Genomic DNA, 21,426 nt, shown 5'->3' with positions numbered 1-21,426 from the left:
ATGGACATGCAAACGGCAAGTTCAACGCAGACATCGCCACAGGCTCAATCCCCTGACCCCGGAGCGTGGACCCTGGAGAAGGCTCAGGCACTTTACCATGCCCCCTTCAACAATCTCCTCTTCCTGGCGCAAACGGTGCACCGCCAGAATTTCGATCCAAACAAGGTCCAGCTCAGCCGGCTGCTCAGCATCAAGACGGGAGGATGCCCGGAGGATTGTGGCTATTGCAGCCAGTCGGCGCGTCACGAAACCGGCCTGAAGGCGTCGAAGCTGATGGAGGTCCGGCGCGTCATCGCCGAGGCGACCAAGGCGCGTGATGCCGGCGCCACGCGTTATTGCATGGGCGCGGCCTGGCGAAACCCCAAGGCGCGCGACATGGATGCGGTGGTGGCGATGGTCGAAGGCGTCAAGGCGCTGGGCATGGAGACCTGCATGACGCTCGGCATGCTCGATCTTGAGCAAGCCGCTCGACTGAAGCAGGCGGGCCTCGACTACTACAACCACAACATCGATACGTCGGAACGCTACTACAGCGAGATCATCAGCACGCGCGGCTATGCCGAGCGGCTCGACACGCTTGAGCAGGTTCGTCGATCCGGCATCAAGGTCTGCTGCGGCGGTATTGTCGGCATGGGCGAAGATCCGGTGGACCGGATCGACATGCTGGTGACGCTGGCGAACCTACCCGAGCCGCCGGAAAGCGTCCCGATCAACATGCTGATCCCGATCGCCGGCACCCCGCTTGCCGAAGCCAAGCCCATCGAGCCGATCGAATTCGTGCGCGTGATCGCCCTGGCGCGCATCATGATGCCGAAATCGCATGTGCGTCTTTCCGCCGGCCGCACCGCCATGACCGACGAGATGCAGGCGCTGTCCTTTTTTGCCGGTGCCAACTCGATTTTCGTCGGCGACACGCTGCTGACGGCGGACAATCCCGGGGAGGACAAGGATAGCCTTCTGTTCCGCCGTCTCGGCATTGAGCCGATGGAACTCGAGGCGCAATGAACGGGGCACCGCTTGCCCGCTATGACGCGACCTTGCAGGGACTGGCCCGCAAGGACCGGCTGCGGACGCTTGCGCCGCGCGCAGGTCTCGATTTCTCGTCGAACGACTATCTCGGGCTGGCCTCGTCCAGGAGACTTGGCGATGCTGTTGTGGCGGCGATTGCGCGGGGCACGCCGGTTGGCGCCACCGGGTCGCGGCTGTTGCGCGGCAATGCACCGGAACACGAGCAGCTCGAGGCAGACGCGGCGGCATTCTTTGGAGCCGACCGCGCGCTGTTCTTCGGCAGCGGCTACATCGCCAACTTCGCTCTGCTGAGCGCCCTGCCCCGGAAGGGCGATCTTTTGGTTCTCGATGAGCTCGCCCATGCCAGCATGCATGAGGGTGCGCAGGCCGGGCGCGCACAGTTCGTGCTGGCCGCGCACAACGATGCCACCGCTGTTGAGGATGCGATCACACGTTGGCGCGCCGCAGGCGGCATGGGATGCGTCTGGATCGCGGTGGAGAGCCTTTACAGCATGGATGGCGACTGCGCGCCTTTGGAGAGCCTGGTCGCGCTTGCCGATCGGCACGGCGCATTCATCGTCATTGACGAGGCGCATTCGACCGGCGTCTGGGGACCGGACGGCCGGGGGCTTGCCGCCGCTTTCGAGGGCCGCGACAACATCGTCGCGCTCCACACCTGCGGCAAGGCGCTCGGCGCATCTGGTGGGCTCGTGACCGGGCCGAGGGCACTGTGCGAGTATCTGATCAACCGTTGCCGGCCATTCATCTACGCCACCGCGCCATCGCCGCTGATGGCAGTGGCAGTGCGCGAAGCACTCGCAATGCTCGCCGACGAGCCTATGCGGCGTGTTCAGCTGCATGAACGCGTTGCCCTCGCCGGCCGCCAGCTGGCCGAGCGCTGCGGCGTGATACCCAGCGGCTCGCAGATCCAGCCCCTCGTAATCGGCGATATCAGGCGCACCATGGCAGTGGCGGCGCGCCTGCAGGCCCGCGGCTTCGACATACGCGGTATTCGTCCTCCGACCGTGCGCACGTCGCGGCTGCGCATCTCACTGACGCTCAATATCGGCGAAGCCGACATTTCCGCCATGGTCGAGGCGCTGGTCGAGGTGTTGGCCCAAACATCACCGGAGGCGGTATGACCCAACGCATCGTCATCACCGGAACCGACACGGGAGTTGGCAAGACCGTGTTTGCGGCTGGGCTCGCCGGTTTGCTCGACGGCTTTTACTGGAAACCGGTGCAATCGGGCCTCGACGGCGAGACCGACAGCGAAGTGGTCGCGCGGCTTGCCGGCTTGCCCTCAGAGCGCGTGCTGCCGGAAGCCTACCGCTTGCGGAGCCCGCTGTCGCCGCATCGTTCGGCCGAGATCGACGGCGTGGCGATCAAGGCTGCCGATCTTGCTTTTCCCGTCCTACCGACGCCGCTCGTCATCGAAGGCTCCGGCGGCCTGATGGTGCCGCTTAACCGGCGCACAAGGCTCATCGACATCTTCGCTGAATGGCGGCTGCCCGTTATTCTGTGCGCCCGCACCACGCTCGGCACCATCAACCACACCTTGCTCTCGATCGAGGCGCTCCGCGCCCGATCCATCCCGTTGGCCGGCATCGCTTTCATCGGCGATGAGATGGCCGATACGCAACGGACCATCGTGGAATTCAGCGGTGCGCCGCAGCTCGGCAGGCTGCCGCACCTCGATCTGCTGACCGGCAAGACACTGAGGGACGCAATGATTGCCGGCTTCGCCTTCGCCTCGATTACTGGAGGTGACTGATGTCGCAGTCTCATGTGTGGCATCCCTTCACCCAGCACGCGCTCGAGCCTGCGATCCCAGAAATCGTCCGGACTGAAGGCGCCTATCTCCGCAGGGCCGACGGCGCCCGCATCCTGGACGCCATCTCCTCCTGGTGGGTCGTCACACATGGCCACCGCCATCCCCGCATCATGAAGGCAATCGAGACAACCGCGTCGAGCCTCGACCAGATTATCTTTGCGGGCTTCACGCACGAGCCGGCAGAGCGCTTGGCCAAGGCGCTTGTCGGCCTCGCTCCCGCTGGACTCGACTGGGTGTTCTATTCCGACAGTGGCTCGACCTCGGTCGAAGTAGCGCTGAAGATGGCGCTCGGTTATTTCCGCAACATCGGCGCCCCACGCTCGCGCATCGTCGTCATGGATCACAGCTATCATGGCGACACGATCGGCACGATGAGCGTCGGTGCGCGTGGCGTGTTCAACGCCGCCTACGAACCCTTGCTGTTCGAGGTCGCCACCATCCCCTTTCCGGCAGCGGGGCGCGAGCAAGAGACGCTGGATCGTTTAGAGGCTGTGACCCGCGATCGACGAGCCGCAGCCTTAATCGTCGAGCCGCTGGTGCTGGGCGCCGGCGGCATGCTGATGTATCCGGCTTCAGTTCTGGCCGAATTGAAGAAGATCACTGAGGCCTCCGGCACGCTGCTGATCGCCGACGAAGTGATGACCGGCTGGGGGCGGACCGGAACCATGTTCGCCTGCGAGCAGGCATCGATCTCTCCAGATATCCTGTGCACCTCGAAAGGCCTGACCGGCGGCGCCATCCCGCTGGCCGTAACGCTTGCCACCGATGCCATCTTCCAGGCTCATTATTCCGAGGACCGGAAGAAGACATTTTTCCATTCGAGCTCCTACACTGCCAACCCGATTGCCTGCGCGGCAGCACTTGCCAATGTCGAGATCTGGCGGGACGAGCCGGTGGCCGAGCGCATTGCGGCCTTGAGCGCAATGCAGGCCACCGGGCTTCGACGCTTTCGCGACAACAGCTTCTTCACCGACTGCCGGGCGACCGGCACGATCGCGGCGCTCGACCTGCGAACCGGTTCCGCAGGTTATCTCGCCGAGATCGGACCGAAACTGCGCGCTTTCTTCCTCGAGCGAGGGCTACTTGTGCGCCCGCTCGGCAATGTCCTCTACCTTCTGCCACCCTATTGCATCACCGGCGACGAGCTCGAGCGACTCTATGACGCCATTGAGGAGGCGGGCGAACGCTTCGGGTCCAGGCCATGAGCAAGTCGTCGCGCATTCTCGGGTTTGGCCATCATGCGCCTGGGCGAAAGGTGGCGAATGCCGAAATCGAGAGCAATCTCGGTCTTGATCCAGGCTGGATCGAAAGGCGTACCGGGATACGGTCGCGCTTCTGGGCAACCGACGAAGACACGCTGTCTGGTCTTGCTGCGCAGGCCGGCGACATGGCGCTGGCGAACGCCGGTATTGCGCGCCACGACATCGGTCTGCTGTTGCTTGCCACCTCGACGGCCGACCATCTTCTGCCGCCGAGCGCGCCGCTGGTCGCACACAAGCTTGGCCTTGGCAGCGCAGGCGCGGTGGATCTGACAGGCGCCTGCGCCGGCTTCATCTATGCGCTGATGTTTGCGGACGGATTTACCCGCCTGCACGGCAAAGCGAGCCTTGTTATCGCCGCCAATATCCTCAGCCGCCGCATCAATCCAGCCGAGCGCGCAAGCTCGGTCCTGTTTGCCGATGCCGCCGGCGCTCTGGTGATCGGTCAGTGCGATGATGCTGATCGGGGCATTCTCGGTGCCTCGGTGGCTTCGGACGGCTCGCGATACGGGCTGATCCAGATTCCCGCAGGAGGAAGCAACAAGCCGTTCCACGGTGACCTCGATCTCGCGCAAACCCGAATGAGGATGACGGACGGCCGCGAAGTGTTCGCAAAGGCCGTCGAGATGATGACCAATTGCTCGATAAGCGCGCTAGCCGCTGCCGGAGTGCGGCCACACGATCTCGGCCGGTTCGTGCCCCATCAGGCCAATACTCGGATTTTCGACGCGGTCGGGAGGAACCTCGGCATCGCCGACCAAGCAATTGTCAAGACGATTGCCGAATACGGCAACTCTTCGGCCGCGACGATCCCGCTGTCGCTCTCGCTCGCCAACCAGACGGAGCCATTCCAGCCTGGAGAGAAAATCCTTCTGTCGGCGGCAGGTGCGGGTCTCAGCGGCGGCGCTCTCGTGGTTGGAATCTAGCCGGCCGGCTCACGCGCGCAGGACTGGTCATGAATGGGAATAGGGCAACAGAACCAATGCCAAAATGGCCTTCTGAAGCTCGACACGACCGAGCTGACGCAGCACGACCCCGTGCGAGCCTCTGGATGAGATCAAATGCATCACCTGTTGCATCATTCGTGCCATCTGAATAAAGCTCAAATACAAAGGGTGAGCCGCCCCATATATGTCTGATACCCGACATTGTTCACATAAAAGGCTCGATGCTTACACGCTCTTTGCTCTCTTCTCTTTGCTGTCTGCTCTTTTCTCTTTGCTCTTTGCTCTTTCGTCTTGACTAGCAGGAGCATGCGGCTTATCTCATTGCCGCGTTAGCACTCGCTTCCGCTGAGTGCTAAGCACGCTCCGGCAACGGAGAACCGTTCAACATCCGCACCAAGGACATCCAAAAATGGCAAAGTCGAATTTCCGGCCGCTGCATGACCGCGTGGTCGTTCGCCGGGTCGAATCCGAATCCAAGACCGCCGGCGGGATCATCATCCCGGATACGGCGAAGGAAAAGCCGCAGGAAGGCGAGATCATCGCCGTCGGCTCCGGCGCTCGTGACGAAGCTGGCAAGCTGGTCCCGCTGGACGTCAAGGCCGGCGACCGCATCCTGTTCGGCAAGTGGTCGGGTACCGAAGTCAAGCTCAATGGCGAAGACCTTCTGATCATGAAGGAATCCGACATTATGGGCATCATCGGCTGATATCAGGCCTTTCCTTCGCACCATCAAATCTGAATTTCGGGCGAGATGCCCAGGAGTAAAAAAATGGCTGCCAAAGACGTAAAATTCTCCCGCGATGCCCGTGAGCGCATGCTTCACGGCATCAACATCCTCGCCGACGCGGTGAAGGTCACCCTCGGCCCCAAGGGCCGCAACGTCGTCATCGACAAGTCGTTCGGCGCACCGCGCATCACCAAGGACGGGGTCACCGTCGCCAAGGAAATCGAACTTTCCGACAAGTTCGAAAACATGGGCGCGCAGATGATCCGCGAAGTTGCTTCGAAGACCAACGACATCGCCGGTGACGGCACCACAACCGCGACCGTTCTGGCGCAGTCGATCGTCCAGGAAGGCAACAAGGCCGTTGCCGCCGGCATGAACCCGATGGACCTGAAGCGCGGCATCGATCTGGCCGTGACCGAAGTCGTCGCGGCGCTCGGCAAGGCTGCCAAGAAGATCAAGACCTCCGAGGAAGTTGCCCAGGTCGGCACGATCGCCGGCAATGGCGACGAGTCGGTCGGCAAGATGATCGCCGAAGCGATGCAGAAGGTCGGCAACGAAGGCGTCATCACGGTTGAGGAAGCCAAGACCGCCGAGACTGAACTCGAGGTCGTCGAAGGCATGCAGTTCGACCGCGGCTATCTCTCGCCCTACTTCGTCACCAACGCCGACAAGATGGTTGCCGAGCTCGAGGACGTCTACATCCTCCTGCACGAGAAGAAGCTGTCCAACCTGCAGGCGATGCTGCCGGTTCTCGAAGCCGTCGTGCAGACCTCGAAGCCGCTGCTCATCATCTCGGAAGACGTCGAAGGCGAGGCCCTGGCCACGCTGGTCGTCAACAAGCTGCGTGGCGGCCTGAAGATCGCCGCCGTCAAGGCGCCGGGCTTCGGTGATCGCCGCAAGGCCATGCTGGAAGACATCGCCATCCTCACCGGTGGCCAGGTCATCTCCGAAGACCTCGGCATCAAGCTCGAGAACGTCGGCCTCAACATGCTCGGCCGCGCCAAGAAGGTGTCGATCTCCAAGGAGAACACCACCATCGTCGACGGTGCCGGCAAGAAGGCCGAGATCCAGGGCCGCGTTGCCCAGATCAAGCAGCAGATCGAAGAGACCACTTCGGACTACGACAAGGAGAAGCTGCAGGAACGTCTGGCGAAGCTCGCCGGCGGCGTTGCGGTGATCCGCGTCGGCGGTGCGACGGAAGTCGAAGTCAAGGAAAAGAAGGACCGCGTCGATGACGCCCTCAACGCGACCCGCGCGGCCGTCGAAGAAGGCATCGTTGCAGGCGGCGGCGTCGCTCTCCTGCGCGCTTCGGCCGACATCAAGGTCACCGGCGTCAATGCCGACCAGGCCGCCGGCATCAACATCGTTCGTCGTGCGCTGCAGGCTCCGGCCCGCCAGATCGCGGCCAACGCCGGTGCGGAAGCATCGATCGTTGCCGGCAAGATCCTTGAGAACAAGGGCTTGACCTTCGGCTACAACGCCCAGACCGGCGAATATGGCGACATGATCGCCATGGGTATCGTCGATCCGGTCAAGGTTGTCCGTACGGCTCTCCAGGACGCGGCCTCGGTCGCCGGCCTGCTGGTCACCACCGAAGCCATGATCGCGGAGGCTCCGAAGAAGGAGTCGGCTGGCGGCGGCGGCATGCCTGGCGGCATGGGCGGCGGCGGTATGGGCGGCATGGGCGGCATGGGCGGCATGGATTTCTAATCCAGCCCCTATCAACCTACAGCGGAAAGGGCGGCAGCAATGCCGCCCTTTCCTTGTGTGCCGAACATGATCGACAACTTGGAGTGCGTCCCGAGGATCTCGTCAGAATTAGGATCTTGTCCGATCGAGCAATTCGCGGGCTCAACCTGGTCAAACCGGCGCCCCCTACGAACTGCCCGATCCTTGAGGATTCCGCTGCGCGACAATCACGATGATTCATTCAGTTGGTAGCTATAGGCGGTGAATCATGAGGGGCATTGAGGAGCGTGGCAAGGCGCCCATCTCGGCATTTAACCCCATCGAGCGTGATATCCGAGACAATTCTCTCATCGGACCGGCGGCTGGCGTTGAAGGACCCGGTGAATCATCCTGTTCTATAGTGGAGCAGACGCGCTCTGAGCCTCAAGATCAAGCGTTTCCTCCTCTGAGTATCCTTGATCTGCCGCTGGACATTCTCGTTGATATTGCTGAGCGGCTCAGCCCGATGGATCTGCTGAGGTGTCGCACACAAATCAAGAGCTGCGTGTCGCCGCGATGATAGTCGCAACGCCTCAAGAAAGGCGGATCCAGGTTCAGGCTCGTCGTCGTGGCCGAGAGGCCTCGTGACGCCGACGACTGCGCTTCGGCCTTGTGGGGCCTCGGAGCGGGCGTGGCAGCGCTTGCACCTGAGCTCCAGCGGCGTCTCATCCTGCTTGAGCCCAGGTCTCAGACCATTGCCCTGGAGGGCCTCGGAGCAGGCGTGGGTGGCCTTTGGCCAACCTCCAGCGACTTGTCTGCGGATTTCACTAAATTGGGACAGCCGTTTTAGTAAATCGCGAACAAGCGTTTCGCTAAGTCGCGGACAACGGAAGCGATCGAGTTCCGGTTGCCTTTGCTGTTAGGAGTGATTGATTTCGGTTATTTCGCTGAAACGCTGAAACGCCATATCCAGCTTTTCCAACGGTAAATTGGGCACTGTCCAATACTTTATTTCTTGAGAAATCCAACGTTTTTGCCGCGCAGTGACGTTCGGACATAGCAAGGCCTGTCCCATACCTATGAATACGTTTGGCTGAAGCAGACCGATGGCTGCGCGTCGAAGCCGAAGCCGTCGAGTTCGCGGACAAACGGGAACTGCGCGATCTTGCTCGACATGAGCGTGTCGAGCTGGTCGCGGATGGCCGTCAACTTCAGCCGATCCAGGATTGCGATCAGCAGGTCATGATCTAGCGTCGTCATCACCAGCTCCCTCCGACCACCGCTTCGTACTCGGCGAGTGGCCGCAGCAAGGTGGCCGGGGGTGATCTTGATGCGCTCGGCGCGCACCGGCCCTTCGAAGCCGGCAACGCCGACAAAAGGCTCTGTCGCAAACCTGGAAATGGGGGTGTGAACGGCCATTTCGGCCTGTCCGTCAGGCAGCGAGGATATCGAAACAGCGATCGACAGACTTGTAGTCATACCTCGCCCTGTCGCTTGCCAATCATGTGGATCATCTCGATGCCGGAGAGGATAACCACGGCGCTCGCCTGCGACTTGAAGCCGATGGATCGAATGCGGCGCTTGATACGCAGTCTGTTCTTTCAATTTAGACCAACTATGCGGATGCCGCCTCAGTCAATTCAAGAAGGTAACCAATGCCGCGCACGGTCGTGATCCGTGGCGTTGCACCTGACCTACTCAGGTGTCCACGTAAGCGATAGATTCCGACTTCAAGCGCGTTGGCAGATACCTCGTCGTTGAACGAATAGAGGTGATCTTCCAACTGCGCACGAGGCACGATGCGGCCTGCACGGATAAGCAGATGCTCTAAAATACATAGTTCGCGGCGTGCGATCTTCAGAGGATGACCCGAGACGGAAACCTGTCGGCCGATCGGATCGAAATTGAGATTGCCAAATACAACGATGGGGTCGGTCACCTGTGTCGACCGGCGCAGAATGGCTCTCATTCTGGCGATGAGCTCATCGGAAGAGACGGGCTTGAGCAGAAAATCGTCCGCGCCACCGTTGAAAATTGCAATTCGCTTCTCGAGATCGTTGATGCTACTCATAATGAGGGTTGGAACTGAATGCCCGTCGCTCCTTAGCTGTCTCAGCCAGCCCAAGCCATCGCCATCTGGCAGAGCCAACTCCAGCAGGAGAATTTCATAGGTTGCGCAACAGAATGCCCTCGACGCCTGTTCCAGGTTGCCAACTACATCAACGGCAAAACCGCTATCCCCGAGCGCAGCTCGCACGGCGCGCGTAAGATCCACGTGATGATCAATGAGCAGCGTTCGCATTTCACGTCCTATCAAGGTAGGACAGGTCACCGTCCGCTGTAAGACCGGGGCGACAGCAGAAGTCGCGCAACTCTTCGTAGTGTTCGTAACGCTCTTTCCGATGGGTGATCGCGGGAGAATGCAAGCCGCACGCCTGCAATAGTCGGGGATGGAACACGTGAAGACCTGTTGACGGGCTGAAACCGTCGGTCGGCCAGCCCACAATGCCACCGACTCTGCCTGCGATTTCTCTGCGCATCGATCCTCCTATATGGGTTGCGTCGCAAACTCCAGCTGAGGTCGCAAGGGCAGGTTGCGGCTTTGTTCATTGAGAGGACCCCCTAGAGGCAATACCGGGAGGATTCCCTGTATAGCACTTCCCGATTTACCAACCGGTCATTCCGAACCACGTTCGGCGGCTTTGAAGACGCTCATTGAGCGCGGCTAGGTAAATCAAGGGTACGACCTGCCGGGTATCGATGCCGCTTTTGAAGCAGGCATCGGCACCAGCTCGCTGAGCGTCGCCCGCGCAATTCAGCGGACGCGCTCGATACACCCAGTCGAATCGTGCCGCAGCTTGCCGCGCCGACAGGGCGGCCGAAGAGTTCAGGCTTGTGACCGAAGGGCTACGCCCAGTCGTCCTCCCATTATCAACCTCGGTCAAATCAAAGTGACGTTGAATCTGAACAAGTTGCGCCATCATATCACAAACGACTTACCGATCCCCGACGTGCCCTAGCCTTAGTGCTTATTAAGAAGATCGGCTACTGTCTCTCCGCGTCGCCGGGCATCGGCGGCGAGCCACACCTCCCCCACCTCATACACGTCGCCGTGGGTACGAAACGGCACAATGACGTCAACGGCAGCCGACAGCAGGTCAAGAAGCGTGTGGTCTTCCACAGCAGCTCCTTGCGGGCTGCTCTTGACGAGTGAAAAGAGCTTTTTAAAGCCTTGGACCGGATCCGCCCCATGAATCGTCGATATTGATCCCGCATGGCCGGAGACGACTTCGCTAAGGTAGGCCCAAGCAGCATCATCGCGCATCTCGCCAAGCAATATTCGATCAGGGCGCATGCGCAAGCTGGCTTGCAACAGTTGCTCGGCTGTCACCGCACCTACGCCTGCTCGGTCCTTCGGATAGAGTAACCGGACATGATTCTCGTGCGGGATTGCAAGTTCGAGCGTGTCCTCGATACTTATCAGCCTCTCTTGCGGGGGTATAGCGTTGATCAAAGTCTTGCTCATTGTCGTTTTGCCGCTACCAGTAGGTCCGCAAAGCAGCATCGTAAGCCGCCCGCAAACGCACGCTCGCAAAAATTGCTCCAAGTCACCATGGTCGTAGTGCTGAAGAATCGTTTCGTCCTGCCGCTCTTGGCGCTCCTTTCGTGACCGCCATTGATTCCAACGCGAGTATTCGTAGCGAGAAGAAACTTCCTTGAGTTCGGTCACACGACTTGAGGGACGCCGTATCGTCAGGCTTATTGTTCCTGAGGGAACAGCGGGCGGCAAACAGATCTGCAGCCGCTCTCCGTTCGGCAGCTCAGTAGCACAGAGGGGGCTTTGCGGTCCGACATCTTGCTTGCGCAGCGCTCCAGCGAGGATCGCGATGTCCTCCAGATCGTCATAAGATAGCGGTAGCGGATGTTTGGTGAAAACGCCGGCCTGTCGGACAAAGGCTTCCCCAGGCCGGTTGATAGCGACCTCTTCGGTCCTTGGCTCCTCAAGCCATTTCAGAACAGGGTTGAGAAGCAAACGCAATTGAGGGTCAGCCTCCGGTCGCATTGTTGTCTCTCCGGCGTTGGCGATGTTGGGGGGGGGCTGGCGCCACGGCGGTCGCTCTAAGATCGTATACATCTGAGAAATCGAGGTCCCGAGCCACAAAGATGGATACAGCATCTCCCTGGTTTTTCTTCAGAGTTGGCGGAACGTTGATCGTTGCTCTAAGGGTCGTCTCAACGGCTTGTCCGGCGTTGCTCTGGAAGCTGTTGATGCCGCTTCCTCCACCTGAGCTGCCAGCGTATTGACCGGCGGCCTGAAACGCGCCTTGAATGACGCTCATGAGCATTGCTCCGCCAAAGCGCTGCCAGAAGTGATTATCCACCGTGCCAGGCATTCCGGAGCGGCCGAGCTCGTCAGCGCCCGGCGATGCTAGCGAAACGAGGGCATGGTCAGGCGTTTCGATGCGCGTCCACAGCACGAAGACACGCGCATCCCCCTGTTGGAGACCACGCTGGATCTCGCCAATCACGGTCGTCCCGCGATCCAAAAGCACCACGTTGTTGGTGGCGCCGCGGACGTCTTTAGGTAAGACGCACTTCACATAACCCGGTAAATTTGTGTCGACTGCCGTTTGCAAAATGCAGGGGATGATCGTTCCTTGAGTAATCACGAGATCAGGGTGCGGCAAAAGTGTGGCCCGGCTTGGCTCCTGTATATCTGGCTTCAATCGCGCCGACAGATCGCCAGCGTCTGAAATCTCATCCGAGGTCACGGGAGCATCCCTATGGTTGTCTTCGCTCCGCTGACCGTCGGTGGGCATTTTACTGCTGCCACTGTAGGCGAAAATTGGTGTTTCCTCCGGCGGCGGATCAGCTGAAGTCGGCGTGGATGGCGCAGGATCTCCTGCCTGCGCCGCCTGTACGGCTGCTGGAACTTCGGGAGCAATCTCAATCGGCACGGGGCGGAATGGTTCGGCGTCGGCGACAATTGGAGGTTTTGGCTGAGTTGGTTCGTCTTGTGTGCTGGTACGACCTCCGAGCCAGATGAGTGATAGAGATGAGATGAGAACAAGAGCAGCGACGGCCAACTTCTGCAATCCCGAAACATGCCGGCGGGCCGGCTCCGAGACCATCGATCCGGAGGCATGGACATCATGTCCCGACTGTGGGCCGGTTTCATTCATCGGCCGAGCCTTTCAAAACGCGCCACACGTCGGGTGTCACTGTACCGGTCCCTGGCGCTCGTCCCACAGGGTCATAAGCCCTGTTGAAAATGGACAAGACCGTATTGCCATCTCTCAGACGCCATTCCCGGGCGACTGCGGATACTTCAACATAGTCCCCTTTGACCGTGTAATTGGCAGCGGCTTCCTTGCCGTCGGGATTGATAATGTAGAGGGAGGGTATGCGGGAATTGCTTGCGAAGCCAAATACGGTGGTAAAGCCATTATCGAAAACTTCCAGCGGCGACAGCGATCGATCGCCCTTTGCGACGTAGTGAAAATTGCTTTCGTCCGGACTGGTAGTTGCGGCGGGCCGATTCAACAAATCCTGAACTCTCTCGTCGCGCAGCACTTTCGCCCGGGCCTGACCAAGAATCGAGCGCCTTTCTGCGTCCTTTCTCTGAGCAGCAGCCTCATCAGCAGGATAGGTGAACTGCACACTGTAGTATAGGTCAGGTTGCTGCTCATCGAGTTTTGGCATCGCTCTCGTTGAAATACTGAAGACGTATCTCCGTGTGCCGGACTCACTCTCGGCCAGCACGATGACCGGCTGCGGCGGGAGCATCCGGCTAGCCTTAAAAAAGAGATAGTTGGCGCGCGGGAGCGCAGCCAGGTCTTTGCTATTGGAAACGGCCACGGCTGCGACTGTCTCGTTGGCCGCGAATGTGACAACCAGCGTTGCCCCCACTGCGGTAGACAGGCGCACCACTTCGTCAGGACGGTAAGCCAGGTAGCGCATGCGCGCATCATGCTTGCCGGCAAGTGGTGTGTCTTCCGCGGACGCTTCCATCGTTAAGAAGAGTGAACAGACCAGCGCGAGAAACGCTCTTTTTGTCATGGCTGCACATAGCCCAGGTTCGATACGCTATCTTCCGAGCTTTGATAGGAAGTGATGAGTAGACCTCCCGGATTGGTGAGCCTCGATTGCCCAGGCAGACCCGTCAAGCGCTCGTAGCGGATGGTAGCTGTCCAGGTGGTCACTATCGGCATCTGCCCATCGACAACAAGCGTACGTTTGTAACGGATCTGTTGAACGTCCGGACTGATGTCGTTTGAAGAAATATGCCCGACCTCGAGCTTGCCGCGCTTGCCGACCGTGACTTGCGGCGAGGTGGGATTCGGATAGTTGAAGAAATCTTGATATTGCTGTCGCACAGCCGGCGCGCTGAAACTGGATACGAGGTCATAGGCGTATTGGGCTGTATCTGCTGTGTACCCCTCGCGCAGGCGTACATATTCCCACAGCGAAGCATTTATGACGGCTCGGTCTTGGGTTGCCGGCAGTCGAGACACTGACACTTCGCTGTCGACGGTCCCATCCGGCCGGACCCAGAGGAACACAGGTACGAGCTTGGCCAACGGGACCATGGCAGCGATGGTAAATGCCTGGGCAACATTTCCTAGGACCGCCGCTGCGGCAAAGGCGATCAGGGCCTTTGACAGGCGCCGCGCAGACTTCGCTCGTGACGTTTGAAACGCTTCCACCTTCTTATAGTGGGCGGCTAGCGTTTCTCTCTCCACCAGAAGGGCATGTTCAGGAAATTTCACTTTGGCTCTTCCGCGCATTCGACCTGAAGATCCTCAGGGGTGGTTTCCCATTGTCCCACGTTCAGTTGGAATGGGGCACCCGCGCACGTCGCAAGCCCATGGCTCGTCTTGCAGGCGGCCAAAGCGAGGATTGACAGAAGTAGGCAATATTTCATGTTTTTGGCACCGAGCTTGTCGATTGATTAACCACCCGCCGTTTTGGCAAAGTGGCGATTGAGGCTGTTAAGAGGTCGGTTCGCACCTCCCCAAGAGCCGCCGGCGATGCTGCTGGCGATCGTCGGAAGCGCGACGATCAGAGCGTCACCAGCTAGGAAAAGCATGTCGAGCTCGTAAAGCCCGATGATCTTGGCTGCTGTCGTGCCCGAGAATTTGATCATCAAAAGCATGGCTGCCAGCGAGACTGCTTCGGCAGCGATTACTATCGTTGCAACGATGTTGAGGAGGAGAAGCAGCAGCCCGTACGAGAGCAGTTGGCCGATCCATCTGGTGGCTATGTCTCGAGTGTGATCAAAAAGGTAGCCTACAAGGACCAGGGGGCCGATCGTCAAGAGCACCTTCGTCAGAATTCCAACGGCATCGTAGATCTCGAACGCTGTCCACAGCGCGCCGTAGAAAATCCATTGCGCTCCCTCGAAAGCAAGTATGTCCTGGCCGTTCATAGGCCCAATTTCGGAAGCAATCAGCTGAAAGACATACTGGCTTGAAGCAAACATGAGATCGAGCTTCTGGGGGATTCCGATGAAGGGCAAGTCGCTGCCACTGATGTCGTGAGCCAACCTCGGAATCGTTTCGTCGAAAAGCGCTTCAATGTACTGCTGATAGTTGGCCTGCCCTAAGATAAGGGCGACGACAATCGACACCATGATTACGCGCGAGATACCCCCGCGCGCATCGACTTGACCACGCATGACCAGACAGCCTTGGATTATTATCCAGAGCGTGACACACGCAACCAGAGGCGCACTGACCGCCGCTTGGACGTTTTCAAGCACTTTGTGCAGCCCGGACGTGAAGGCCCCATGAAAGATCGTGTGTATAGTCGTGAATGGCGCGGGAATTTTGAAATTCATGGCGTGAGCCTGATGTGTCCCTGATCAGCGCAGCTGAGCCTGATGAACTCAGCGTTCACGGGAGGAGGTCAAAAATGCGAGCGGTGTCCCGATGTTCGCGACGCTGCGTGGCGGCCTCCTCAGCGGCATGAAGGCTCCCTTGTGCAGTGGCCATAGTCAGCAGACTCGTGGCCTGGGCATTTTGGATCATCGCATCGTGAATCTGCTTGAGGACCAGACCGTTGGTCACGGTGGCCTGCATAATATTTCCCGAGCGGGAAAGCTGACCAAGCGTGCCGGCGTTATCCTTAAGGCGCTTGTCCATCATGCCCAAAGTGTCGGCTGCAATAGCTGCGGCATTGGCGGCCCCAGCGATTTGTCCCTTTAACAGTTTCGCTTCTGAATCGTCGCCCGTGACTATCCGATTTGGGTCCTCCGCAATGTTACGGGCGATAATCGAAGCTGGCGCCCGAGCATCAAACATCTGCTCCTCCAGCTTATTGCTCGACGGGTAATGATTTCCTTGGTTCAGTGAGCTTAGCACTCCCGTGACAGCGAATGACGAGGTTAGCATTGTCACCATTTCGATCGTCGTAGCGAGCGTCTCGATTGACCTCTCAAGGATCGCCGCATTGGAAATCGCTGTTAAGGTCGATTGTGTTTCTGTTACAGGGTCGGTGACGATCCATTGCGACCGGGCCTGTCCGTGAAGCAGAAGGGAAGCAGCAAGGGTCGTTACTGCAAGTTTGGCAAGTTTCATGAATATTCCTCCGTCAGTCTTGAACTTCATGGTACCGGGCCATGAACTTGTCGAGCCACCCACTTGGGGCGTCTCCGTGCTGGTTGCGAAGCTGGTCGGCAAAGCGCACTGTGTTGGCCCGCCCCGAGAGTACGGCTACGTACTCGCGCATCTGCCCAAGATCGAATTCGCAAACAATACTCCCGCTATCGCGCTTGAGCAAAAACTTGCGGCTGCCGATTGCCATTCCCTGGCGGATTGCCTCGAACTCCTGCGCAGTGCACTTCAAGCCATCGACATACGCAGAGCGGTCCGCCGTCGGTGATGGGTAGAAAATTTTCGTCATACATTGCGCAACGAGACTAGCTCCGAGAGGCGATTCCAGAACGTGTTCAGGCTGCTGCGTTGCGAGTATCAACATGCCGTTGTTTTTGCGGACCGTGAGCAAGAACTTGTCGATAACGGCCGAGAATTGGGGGTTGAGTAGATAGAATCGAAATTCGTCGCAGCTCATCACGAACCGACGACCATCGACGATAGCGCCCACTCGATGCAGAAGGTATGCGGCGGCCGGTGCACAGACCTCCTCATATTCCAGGAGCTGCGTCATGTCGAAGCCCGTAATGGAGGCATCCAGCCTTACTTCGTCCACGTCGCCGTCAAAGGCCCATCCAAGCGCCCCCCCTCTACACCACCGCTGCAGCCGTGCTCCTGCGCCCTCGGAGGGGCTGTGCAATAGGAACTCGCGCAGGCCCGCAAGTGAGCGCATAGGGGGTTCGAACGAAAGCTGACGAACAATGCCGCGTTCCAGCCGACGGCTTTCCTCCGGCGAGATCGGACCACGGCCGTCACTCTCGATCAGGGCCATCAACCACTCGCGCAGAAAGTCCCGAGAGGCGGAGGTGTTGTCCAGTCCACGCAGAGGGGCCAAGCCGCTCGGAGCGCCTCTGCGCAACGCAAGATATGTCCCTCCCGTGGCTCGCACCAGCAGTTCACCACCCCGATCCTTGTCGAAGAAGACGATCGCACCATTGCGATCGACCAAGCTTTGCTCAAGCATCGCGAGGACAAAGGTCATCAGCGTCGTCTTGCCTTTGCCAACGGGCCCGAATATTGCCGTCATGCCGACGTCATTCTCATGGGGGATGTAGTCGAAAGAAGTTCCACCGTTTGTGCGAAAGCGCGCAACAGCATTGCCCCAGTGGCCGGAACTGGAACCGCTTGGGAAGTTCTCAAATGAGACGAGCCCGGCAAAATTGTGTGAGGTGATCGCCCCCGGGCGCGTGCGCCACCTGTTGTTCCCCGGAAGTTGGGACCAATATGCGGCCTCCATGCCGATGCCCTCTTGGACGATAACGGCGCCCGCGTCGGCCAGCCGTGCGCGGGCACTTGCTGCGCGATCTGCAAGGCTATTGAGGCTGTCGGCATAGACGCACAGGCTCAGATGATGCGAACCCATCACGAATTCGTTGCTTGCCAGTGCGTCCTCTGCCTCGGCAAGTTCATTGATCTGGGTGAGAGCCTTGTCGCCGGCACTCGTCATCTGGCTGGACTTAAGGCTTAGTTTGGCATGAGCTTGCGGGCGAGTGAGGAAGGAAAAGCTCTGGCTCAGGACAAGCGGGAAGTTGGCGGACAGCAAGGAATTTAGCATGCCCGGCCGCGTCGTCGCCGGATATTCACGGAACGAAAACAATGATCCGACGGAGCTATCCCCGGGCCTTCGAATCTCAAGCGCCCGCTTCCCGCAGATGACCTGGTCAGTGTAGATCGAGGCGCCAAGTGAGCCGGTAACCATCGGAACCGGAAGAAACCGGCAAGTCATCATGAGCCGAAGCGCCTCGCCGATTTCCGTGAAGAGCACGTTGCCTTTCTCACGAATACCCAACCGGCGCAGACCGTAACCGCCGAGTGCGCCAGCAATGATGTGCCAGAGGTCTTCCAGGCTCCGCATTTGGGTGGCTAGATCGTGCTCATTCCGTCTGCGGGACTTGGCAATCCGCAAGCCGATCTTGCCGATTGCGGTGCGGGGGGACACGATCAAAGTGAGGAAGTGATCGTTGCGAAAGAGCTTTCCCGACAGCACACGACGCTCGTAGGCCTCGCTCAGACTGCCAGCGAATGCACTTTGAAACCGGCGCGGCGCCGGCGCCGGCACATCGTTGTGTCTCACAAGATGAGCGTATATCGAGACATTGTCATCGGCGATGTTGCGCAAGAGAGTGTTGAACGCGCGGCAGCGCGAGTTGCGCATCTCAGCGTCTTCCAAATCAAAGGGCACACCGTTCACATGTGCCATGGCCATGATCGATCCGTCTTCCAGAAGGACAACCTGATCGCTTACGTGACCAACATACGGAAGGTAGATCTCGCCAGACCTCTCGGTCCGGCCGCTGGCGCCGAACATTACACCATTCCTCTTCCGCGTTTCGGCACTCTGATCGGATTGGCGCTGACGCTTGCGCCTCCCCAGACCGGCCCGTCCACGCTTCTGCCGGCCGTCTGCAAATAGAGCAGCACGACGCTTGCCGCGTTATAGTCACGCTCAACAACCAGCCGTGCTCCGAACCAGAGTGGCGCGAGAACGATTTCGTAGAGCGGGTTCTGAAGGATAATGATAACAAGCCCAGCCAACATCATGAGCAATCCGGCCAGCGTCAGCGGCACCCCCAGAAACAGTGCGGGGCGCGTCGCCGCCACATAGAGGGTGCTCACTTCCAACCGGTCGCTCATCAGCCACCGCCTATGAGCGCCTTGCCCAGGAAGCTGGCCCCGAACATGATGACGATCCCTCCAACGACACCCGCAACCAGGCCAAGTGAAGCACGACCGAACATCCAAGAGATACCGATGGCTACGAGCCCGAGCACGGCCAGTGATTGTCCAAAGGGCCCAAGTATGAACGTGCAGATATTCTGGACCATCTTGGCAGGATCCGTCCCTCCGGTCACCTGAGCCGCGGCTGGCCCGCTGTAGAAGACCGTCCACGCCGCGCCTGCAGCAGCGGCCGGTACATATTCAGCCGCCATGCGCAGCATGGAAAAAGGCGAAGGAACACGCGTTTTAAGCGCACGAAGTATCTTGAGTGGCGTCATCATTGCATCTCCATGTTTCAATCGAATACGAGTTTGTTCGGGTTCGAGGGTTCCCGTGCTTTCGCAGCCTGGCTGCCTGTCGGATCGGAGGGATCGGCCCCGGAGCGGTCTGGCTGATACGAGCCCCAGATGTCCCAAGAATCTTGGTTAGGCTGCTTCTTTCTATTGGCCTGTTGGCTCTGCTGGAGCAGAGGCGGCACGGCTTTCCGACCGGGTGCCTCAAGGTGCGGCACATCTCGAGCAGTCGGCTCCAGCGTTCTCTCAAGGAGACTTGAGATGTCCTTTGCGGCCGACTCGACCTTGCGTACATAACCGTTGGCGAAGCCATGCGTGACGTCGCCCGTGTTATAGGCCGAGATGGCACGGCGAAGCGCCAGTTGCTGTGCCACAGCAGTGGTGCCGCCGGCATACCGGCTTTCAAGCAGGTGGGCGGCAGCCGAAAGCGAGGCGCAGGGCTCGAAAGCCCTTTCCGGCGTGAGATTGAGCACGGCAAAGTTCTTGCTGTTTATCTGCATCAATCCAACATCGACAGAATGTTGTGCTTCGAGGCGTTCCTTGATGCCCCGCGTGGCTTCCAGGTGGTCTATCCAGCGAAGCTGCTCACCTGTGGTGTTGTCATGAGCCACCAGCGTTTCAAAGCCACTTTCAATCTTGGCAATCGCGGCGAGGGTGGACGGCGCAACCCAGGGGGCGCATTTGCGCGACAGGCTGCGGAACTCACGCGGAGAAAGTGGCGCGGGCTCGGCTGGGAGTGACATGGATGTCATCAGGACGATGGCCAGCGGCCAAGCTGCAATAAACATTCCCTATCACCTACCTTTCCAAGCCGCCGGACGGGTTCTGGCCCTGTCCGGCACGCGCTTATCGGGGAGGTTTGTTACTGTGTGATGTTCAAGTTCAGCTTTTCGGTTTCAATTGAAGCAAAGACGGTTCGTATCAGCGTGGGTGAGCATCTTGCGCATGCGTGCGTGGCGCGGGCCCGATCAGCCAGCGACATCCGGAGCATCTTGGTACAATGACTCCTGTACAGGATTGCTCGTCCCGGCCGTCCGTTGCTCCTGGAGTGTGGGCCGCGACTTTGGCGTCATGGATGGTACTTCTGTCAGCGCCAAGCCAAGGACAAAATGGGGAGCTTGGCGGGCTTGTTCAGGCTCGGGATCACCGTGGGGAATCGACTAAGGCGATAAAGCGGCCCAACTTTGCCGGTATGCTGCCGGTCCTTAAAGAGCAGCCATGCGCGGCCCTGCACACTCAGATCATTGCTTGAGACGCGAGCTCGTCCGCGAAGCTGGCTCGAAGGCGCAAATCCGCGGCGGCGAGGGTCAACTGGGAAGACGTGGCGGCGCAGCCCATCCTGGTGCGAGCCTCGTTCAGCTGTTCGGCCGCCGCCGCCAAAGGGTGGATCATGCACAGTCCCATCGGCAGATAACCGCACGTCATTGACGGAGTCCGACGGCGCAATGGACAAGCATAGTGACACGCTCAAGATGGAGGAGTTGCAGTAACTGAGAAATGTTAGCCCGGACGTTCACCGCAACCGGCGACCTGCCGGTCGCCGAACAGCATTTGAGGCCGCCGGCCACCTTGGACGAAGCCGGCTTGGCAGGAGACACACTATTTTGCACAAGGCCGCTGCAGCGAATCACGGTCTTCTTCCGCCGACCGCCTCTCCGATCAAGCCAAACGCCGCGCTGCTCAACCATGTCCGAGCTGGATCCACGAGCCGGAGGATATCGAGATGATCCAGGTCCGCAAACTCCAGGATGACCAGGATGCAAGGGCATAGCAGGAAACTTGGCATCCATGAGGTCGAACTTGAGTGATATTGGCAGGCCTGCACCAACGGGGGAGCTCGAAGCGAAAAAGCGAAGGACCACACGGCAGGGTCATGTCGGCGCTTGGACCTGTCTGGTGGCCACGGGCTGCCTTGGTGCGGTCAATTCGCTGGGGATGAAAAGAACAGGACGAGCACGGCCTCACATTGGCCGCACGCAACGGCGAGTGGTATCAAGGAGCAGCTGTTCTGGGTCGGTGCCCCAGGGTTGCTCGGCAACAGGTTTAGACAAGGGGATTCAAGATTGAAGGTGTGCCGTTGAAACATGTTCTTGTCATTGACGATGATGCCGCAATGCGGCGCCTCATCGCCGAGTATCTCACGATGCATGCCCTGAAGGTAACCGCAGTCCACGATAGCAAGCAGTTTGACTATGTTCTTTCACGTGAGCCAGTCGATCTCGTGGTTGTTGATCTTAACCTAGGCCGGGAGGATGGACTTGCGATCGTCCGCAATCTGGCGACAAAATCGGATGTTCCTATCATAGTGATCAGCGGCG

The 21,426-nt window shown here is 59.4% G+C and carries 19 protein-coding genes and 3 pseudogenes; 8 read left to right on the top strand and 14 right to left on the bottom strand.

Annotated features, from left to right (window positions below):
- Positions 1-6 precede the first annotated feature (6 nt).
- From bioB to groL, 7 genes are all read left to right on the top strand, one after another.
- A complete protein-coding gene (gene bioB, locus NKI99_RS16325) occupies positions 7-1,005 on the top strand; it encodes a biotin synthase BioB (protein WP_050592767.1) in 999 nt (332 codons plus the stop codon).
- Entirely contained in the window at positions 1,002-2,150 is a 1,149-nt protein-coding gene (locus NKI99_RS16320; RefSeq protein ID WP_023814406.1) for an 8-amino-7-oxononanoate synthase, read from the top strand. The genes bioB and NKI99_RS16320 overlap by 4 nt, the downstream gene beginning before the upstream one ends.
- Positions 2,147-2,782 carry a dethiobiotin synthase gene (gene bioD, locus NKI99_RS16315; RefSeq protein ID WP_023735844.1) on the top strand — a complete coding sequence of 212 codons (636 nt, stop codon included), beginning with the start codon at positions 2,147-2,149 and terminating at the stop codon, positions 2,780-2,782. Before NKI99_RS16320 ends, bioD begins: the two co-directional genes overlap by 4 nt.
- Positions 2,782-4,047 (top strand): adenosylmethionine--8-amino-7-oxononanoate transaminase, encoded by a 1,266-nt coding sequence (locus NKI99_RS16310; protein WP_023766586.1) that lies wholly within the window; start codon positions 2,782-2,784, stop codon positions 4,045-4,047. The genes bioD and NKI99_RS16310 overlap by 1 nt, the downstream gene beginning before the upstream one ends.
- The gene (gene bioZ / locus NKI99_RS16305; protein WP_352611428.1) at positions 4,044-5,027 is read left to right on the top strand and encodes a 3-oxopimeloyl-[acyl-carrier-protein] synthase BioZ; all 984 of its coding nucleotides are present in this window, start codon (positions 4,044-4,046) and stop codon (positions 5,025-5,027) included. The genes NKI99_RS16310 and bioZ overlap by 4 nt, the downstream gene beginning before the upstream one ends.
- A gap of 430 nt (positions 5,028-5,457) precedes the next feature.
- Positions 5,458-5,754, top strand: coding sequence for a co-chaperone GroES (gene groES / locus NKI99_RS16300; RefSeq protein ID WP_019863563.1), 297 nt, complete (start codon positions 5,458-5,460; stop codon positions 5,752-5,754).
- A 63-nt stretch (positions 5,755-5,817) separates the two neighbouring features.
- Entirely contained in the window at positions 5,818-7,485 is a 1,668-nt protein-coding gene (groL, locus tag NKI99_RS16295; RefSeq protein WP_352611427.1) for a chaperonin GroEL, read from the top strand.
- Positions 7,486-8,544: 1,059 nt separating this feature from the next.
- Here groL and NKI99_RS16285 read toward each other — a convergent pair.
- From NKI99_RS16285 to NKI99_RS16220, 14 genes and pseudogenes are all read right to left on the bottom strand, one after another.
- Positions 8,545-8,703 (bottom strand): annotated as a pseudogene (locus NKI99_RS16285) (ATP-binding protein); the annotation flags it as partial.
- 227 nt (positions 8,704-8,930) lie between these two features.
- Positions 8,931-9,032 (bottom strand): annotated as a pseudogene (locus tag NKI99_RS33840) (IS6 family transposase); the annotation flags it as partial.
- A 26-nt stretch (positions 9,033-9,058) separates the two neighbouring features.
- Positions 9,059-9,745, bottom strand: coding sequence for a response regulator (locus tag NKI99_RS16275; protein WP_352611426.1), 687 nt, complete (start codon positions 9,743-9,745; stop codon positions 9,059-9,061).
- Between the two features lie 720 nt (positions 9,746-10,465).
- A complete protein-coding gene (virB11, locus tag NKI99_RS16270) occupies positions 10,466-11,506 on the bottom strand; it encodes a P-type DNA transfer ATPase VirB11 (protein WP_023814397.1) in 1,041 nt (346 codons plus the stop codon).
- Positions 11,490-12,626, bottom strand: coding sequence for a type IV secretion system protein VirB10 (virB10, locus tag NKI99_RS16265; RefSeq protein WP_031214017.1), 1,137 nt, complete (start codon positions 12,624-12,626; stop codon positions 11,490-11,492). Before virB10 ends, virB11 begins: the two co-directional genes overlap by 17 nt.
- A complete protein-coding gene (locus NKI99_RS16260; RefSeq protein WP_023814399.1) occupies positions 12,619-13,503 on the bottom strand; it encodes a TrbG/VirB9 family P-type conjugative transfer protein in 885 nt (294 codons plus the stop codon). The genes virB10 and NKI99_RS16260 overlap by 8 nt, the downstream gene beginning before the upstream one ends.
- The gene (locus tag NKI99_RS16255) at positions 13,500-14,213 is read right to left on the bottom strand and encodes a type IV secretion system protein VirB8 (protein WP_031214019.1); all 714 of its coding nucleotides are present in this window, start codon (positions 14,211-14,213) and stop codon (positions 13,500-13,502) included. The genes NKI99_RS16260 and NKI99_RS16255 overlap by 4 nt, the downstream gene beginning before the upstream one ends.
- Entirely contained in the window at positions 14,210-14,368 is a 159-nt protein-coding gene (locus tag NKI99_RS16250; protein WP_081731114.1) for a type IV secretion system lipoprotein VirB7, read from the bottom strand. Before NKI99_RS16250 ends, NKI99_RS16255 begins: the two co-directional genes overlap by 4 nt.
- A gap of 27 nt (positions 14,369-14,395) precedes the next feature.
- Positions 14,396-15,283 carry a type IV secretion system protein gene (locus NKI99_RS16245; RefSeq protein WP_023737139.1) on the bottom strand — a complete coding sequence of 296 codons (888 nt, stop codon included), beginning with the start codon at positions 15,281-15,283 and terminating at the stop codon, positions 14,396-14,398.
- 55 nt (positions 15,284-15,338) lie between these two features.
- A complete protein-coding gene (locus NKI99_RS16240) occupies positions 15,339-16,022 on the bottom strand; it encodes a TrbJ/VirB5 family protein (protein ID WP_023737138.1) in 684 nt (227 codons plus the stop codon).
- 13 nt (positions 16,023-16,035) lie between these two features.
- Positions 16,036-18,405, bottom strand: a complete 2,370-nt coding sequence (gene virB4, locus NKI99_RS16235) for a type IV secretion/conjugal transfer ATPase VirB4 (RefSeq protein ID WP_023737137.1) — start codon at positions 18,403-18,405, stop codon at positions 16,036-16,038.
- Positions 18,405-18,731, bottom strand: coding sequence for a type IV secretion system protein VirB3 (locus NKI99_RS16230; RefSeq protein ID WP_023679584.1), 327 nt, complete (start codon positions 18,729-18,731; stop codon positions 18,405-18,407). The genes virB4 and NKI99_RS16230 overlap by 1 nt, the downstream gene beginning before the upstream one ends.
- Entirely contained in the window at positions 18,731-19,036 is a 306-nt protein-coding gene (gene virB2, locus NKI99_RS16225) for a pilin major subunit VirB2 (protein WP_023673707.1), read from the bottom strand. Before virB2 ends, NKI99_RS16230 begins: the two co-directional genes overlap by 1 nt.
- 74 nt (positions 19,037-19,110) lie before the next feature.
- On the bottom strand, positions 19,111-19,896 hold the full coding sequence (locus NKI99_RS16220) for a type IV secretion system lytic transglycosylase VirB1 (RefSeq protein ID WP_023766572.1): 786 nt from the start codon (positions 19,894-19,896) through the stop codon (positions 19,111-19,113).
- A 1,289-nt stretch (positions 19,897-21,185) separates the two neighbouring features.
- Between NKI99_RS16220 and virG the strand changes: the two are divergent.
- Positions 21,186-21,426 (top strand): annotated as a pseudogene (virG, locus tag NKI99_RS16215) (two-component system response regulator VirG); the annotation flags it as partial.

The sequence above is a fragment of the Mesorhizobium sp. M0239 genome, from assembly GCF_040321815.1.
Lineage (GTDB): Bacteria > Pseudomonadota > Alphaproteobacteria > Rhizobiales > Rhizobiaceae > Mesorhizobium.
The sequence above is the reverse complement of the archived record's forward strand: the minus strand, read 5'-3'. Positions and strand labels throughout refer to the sequence as shown.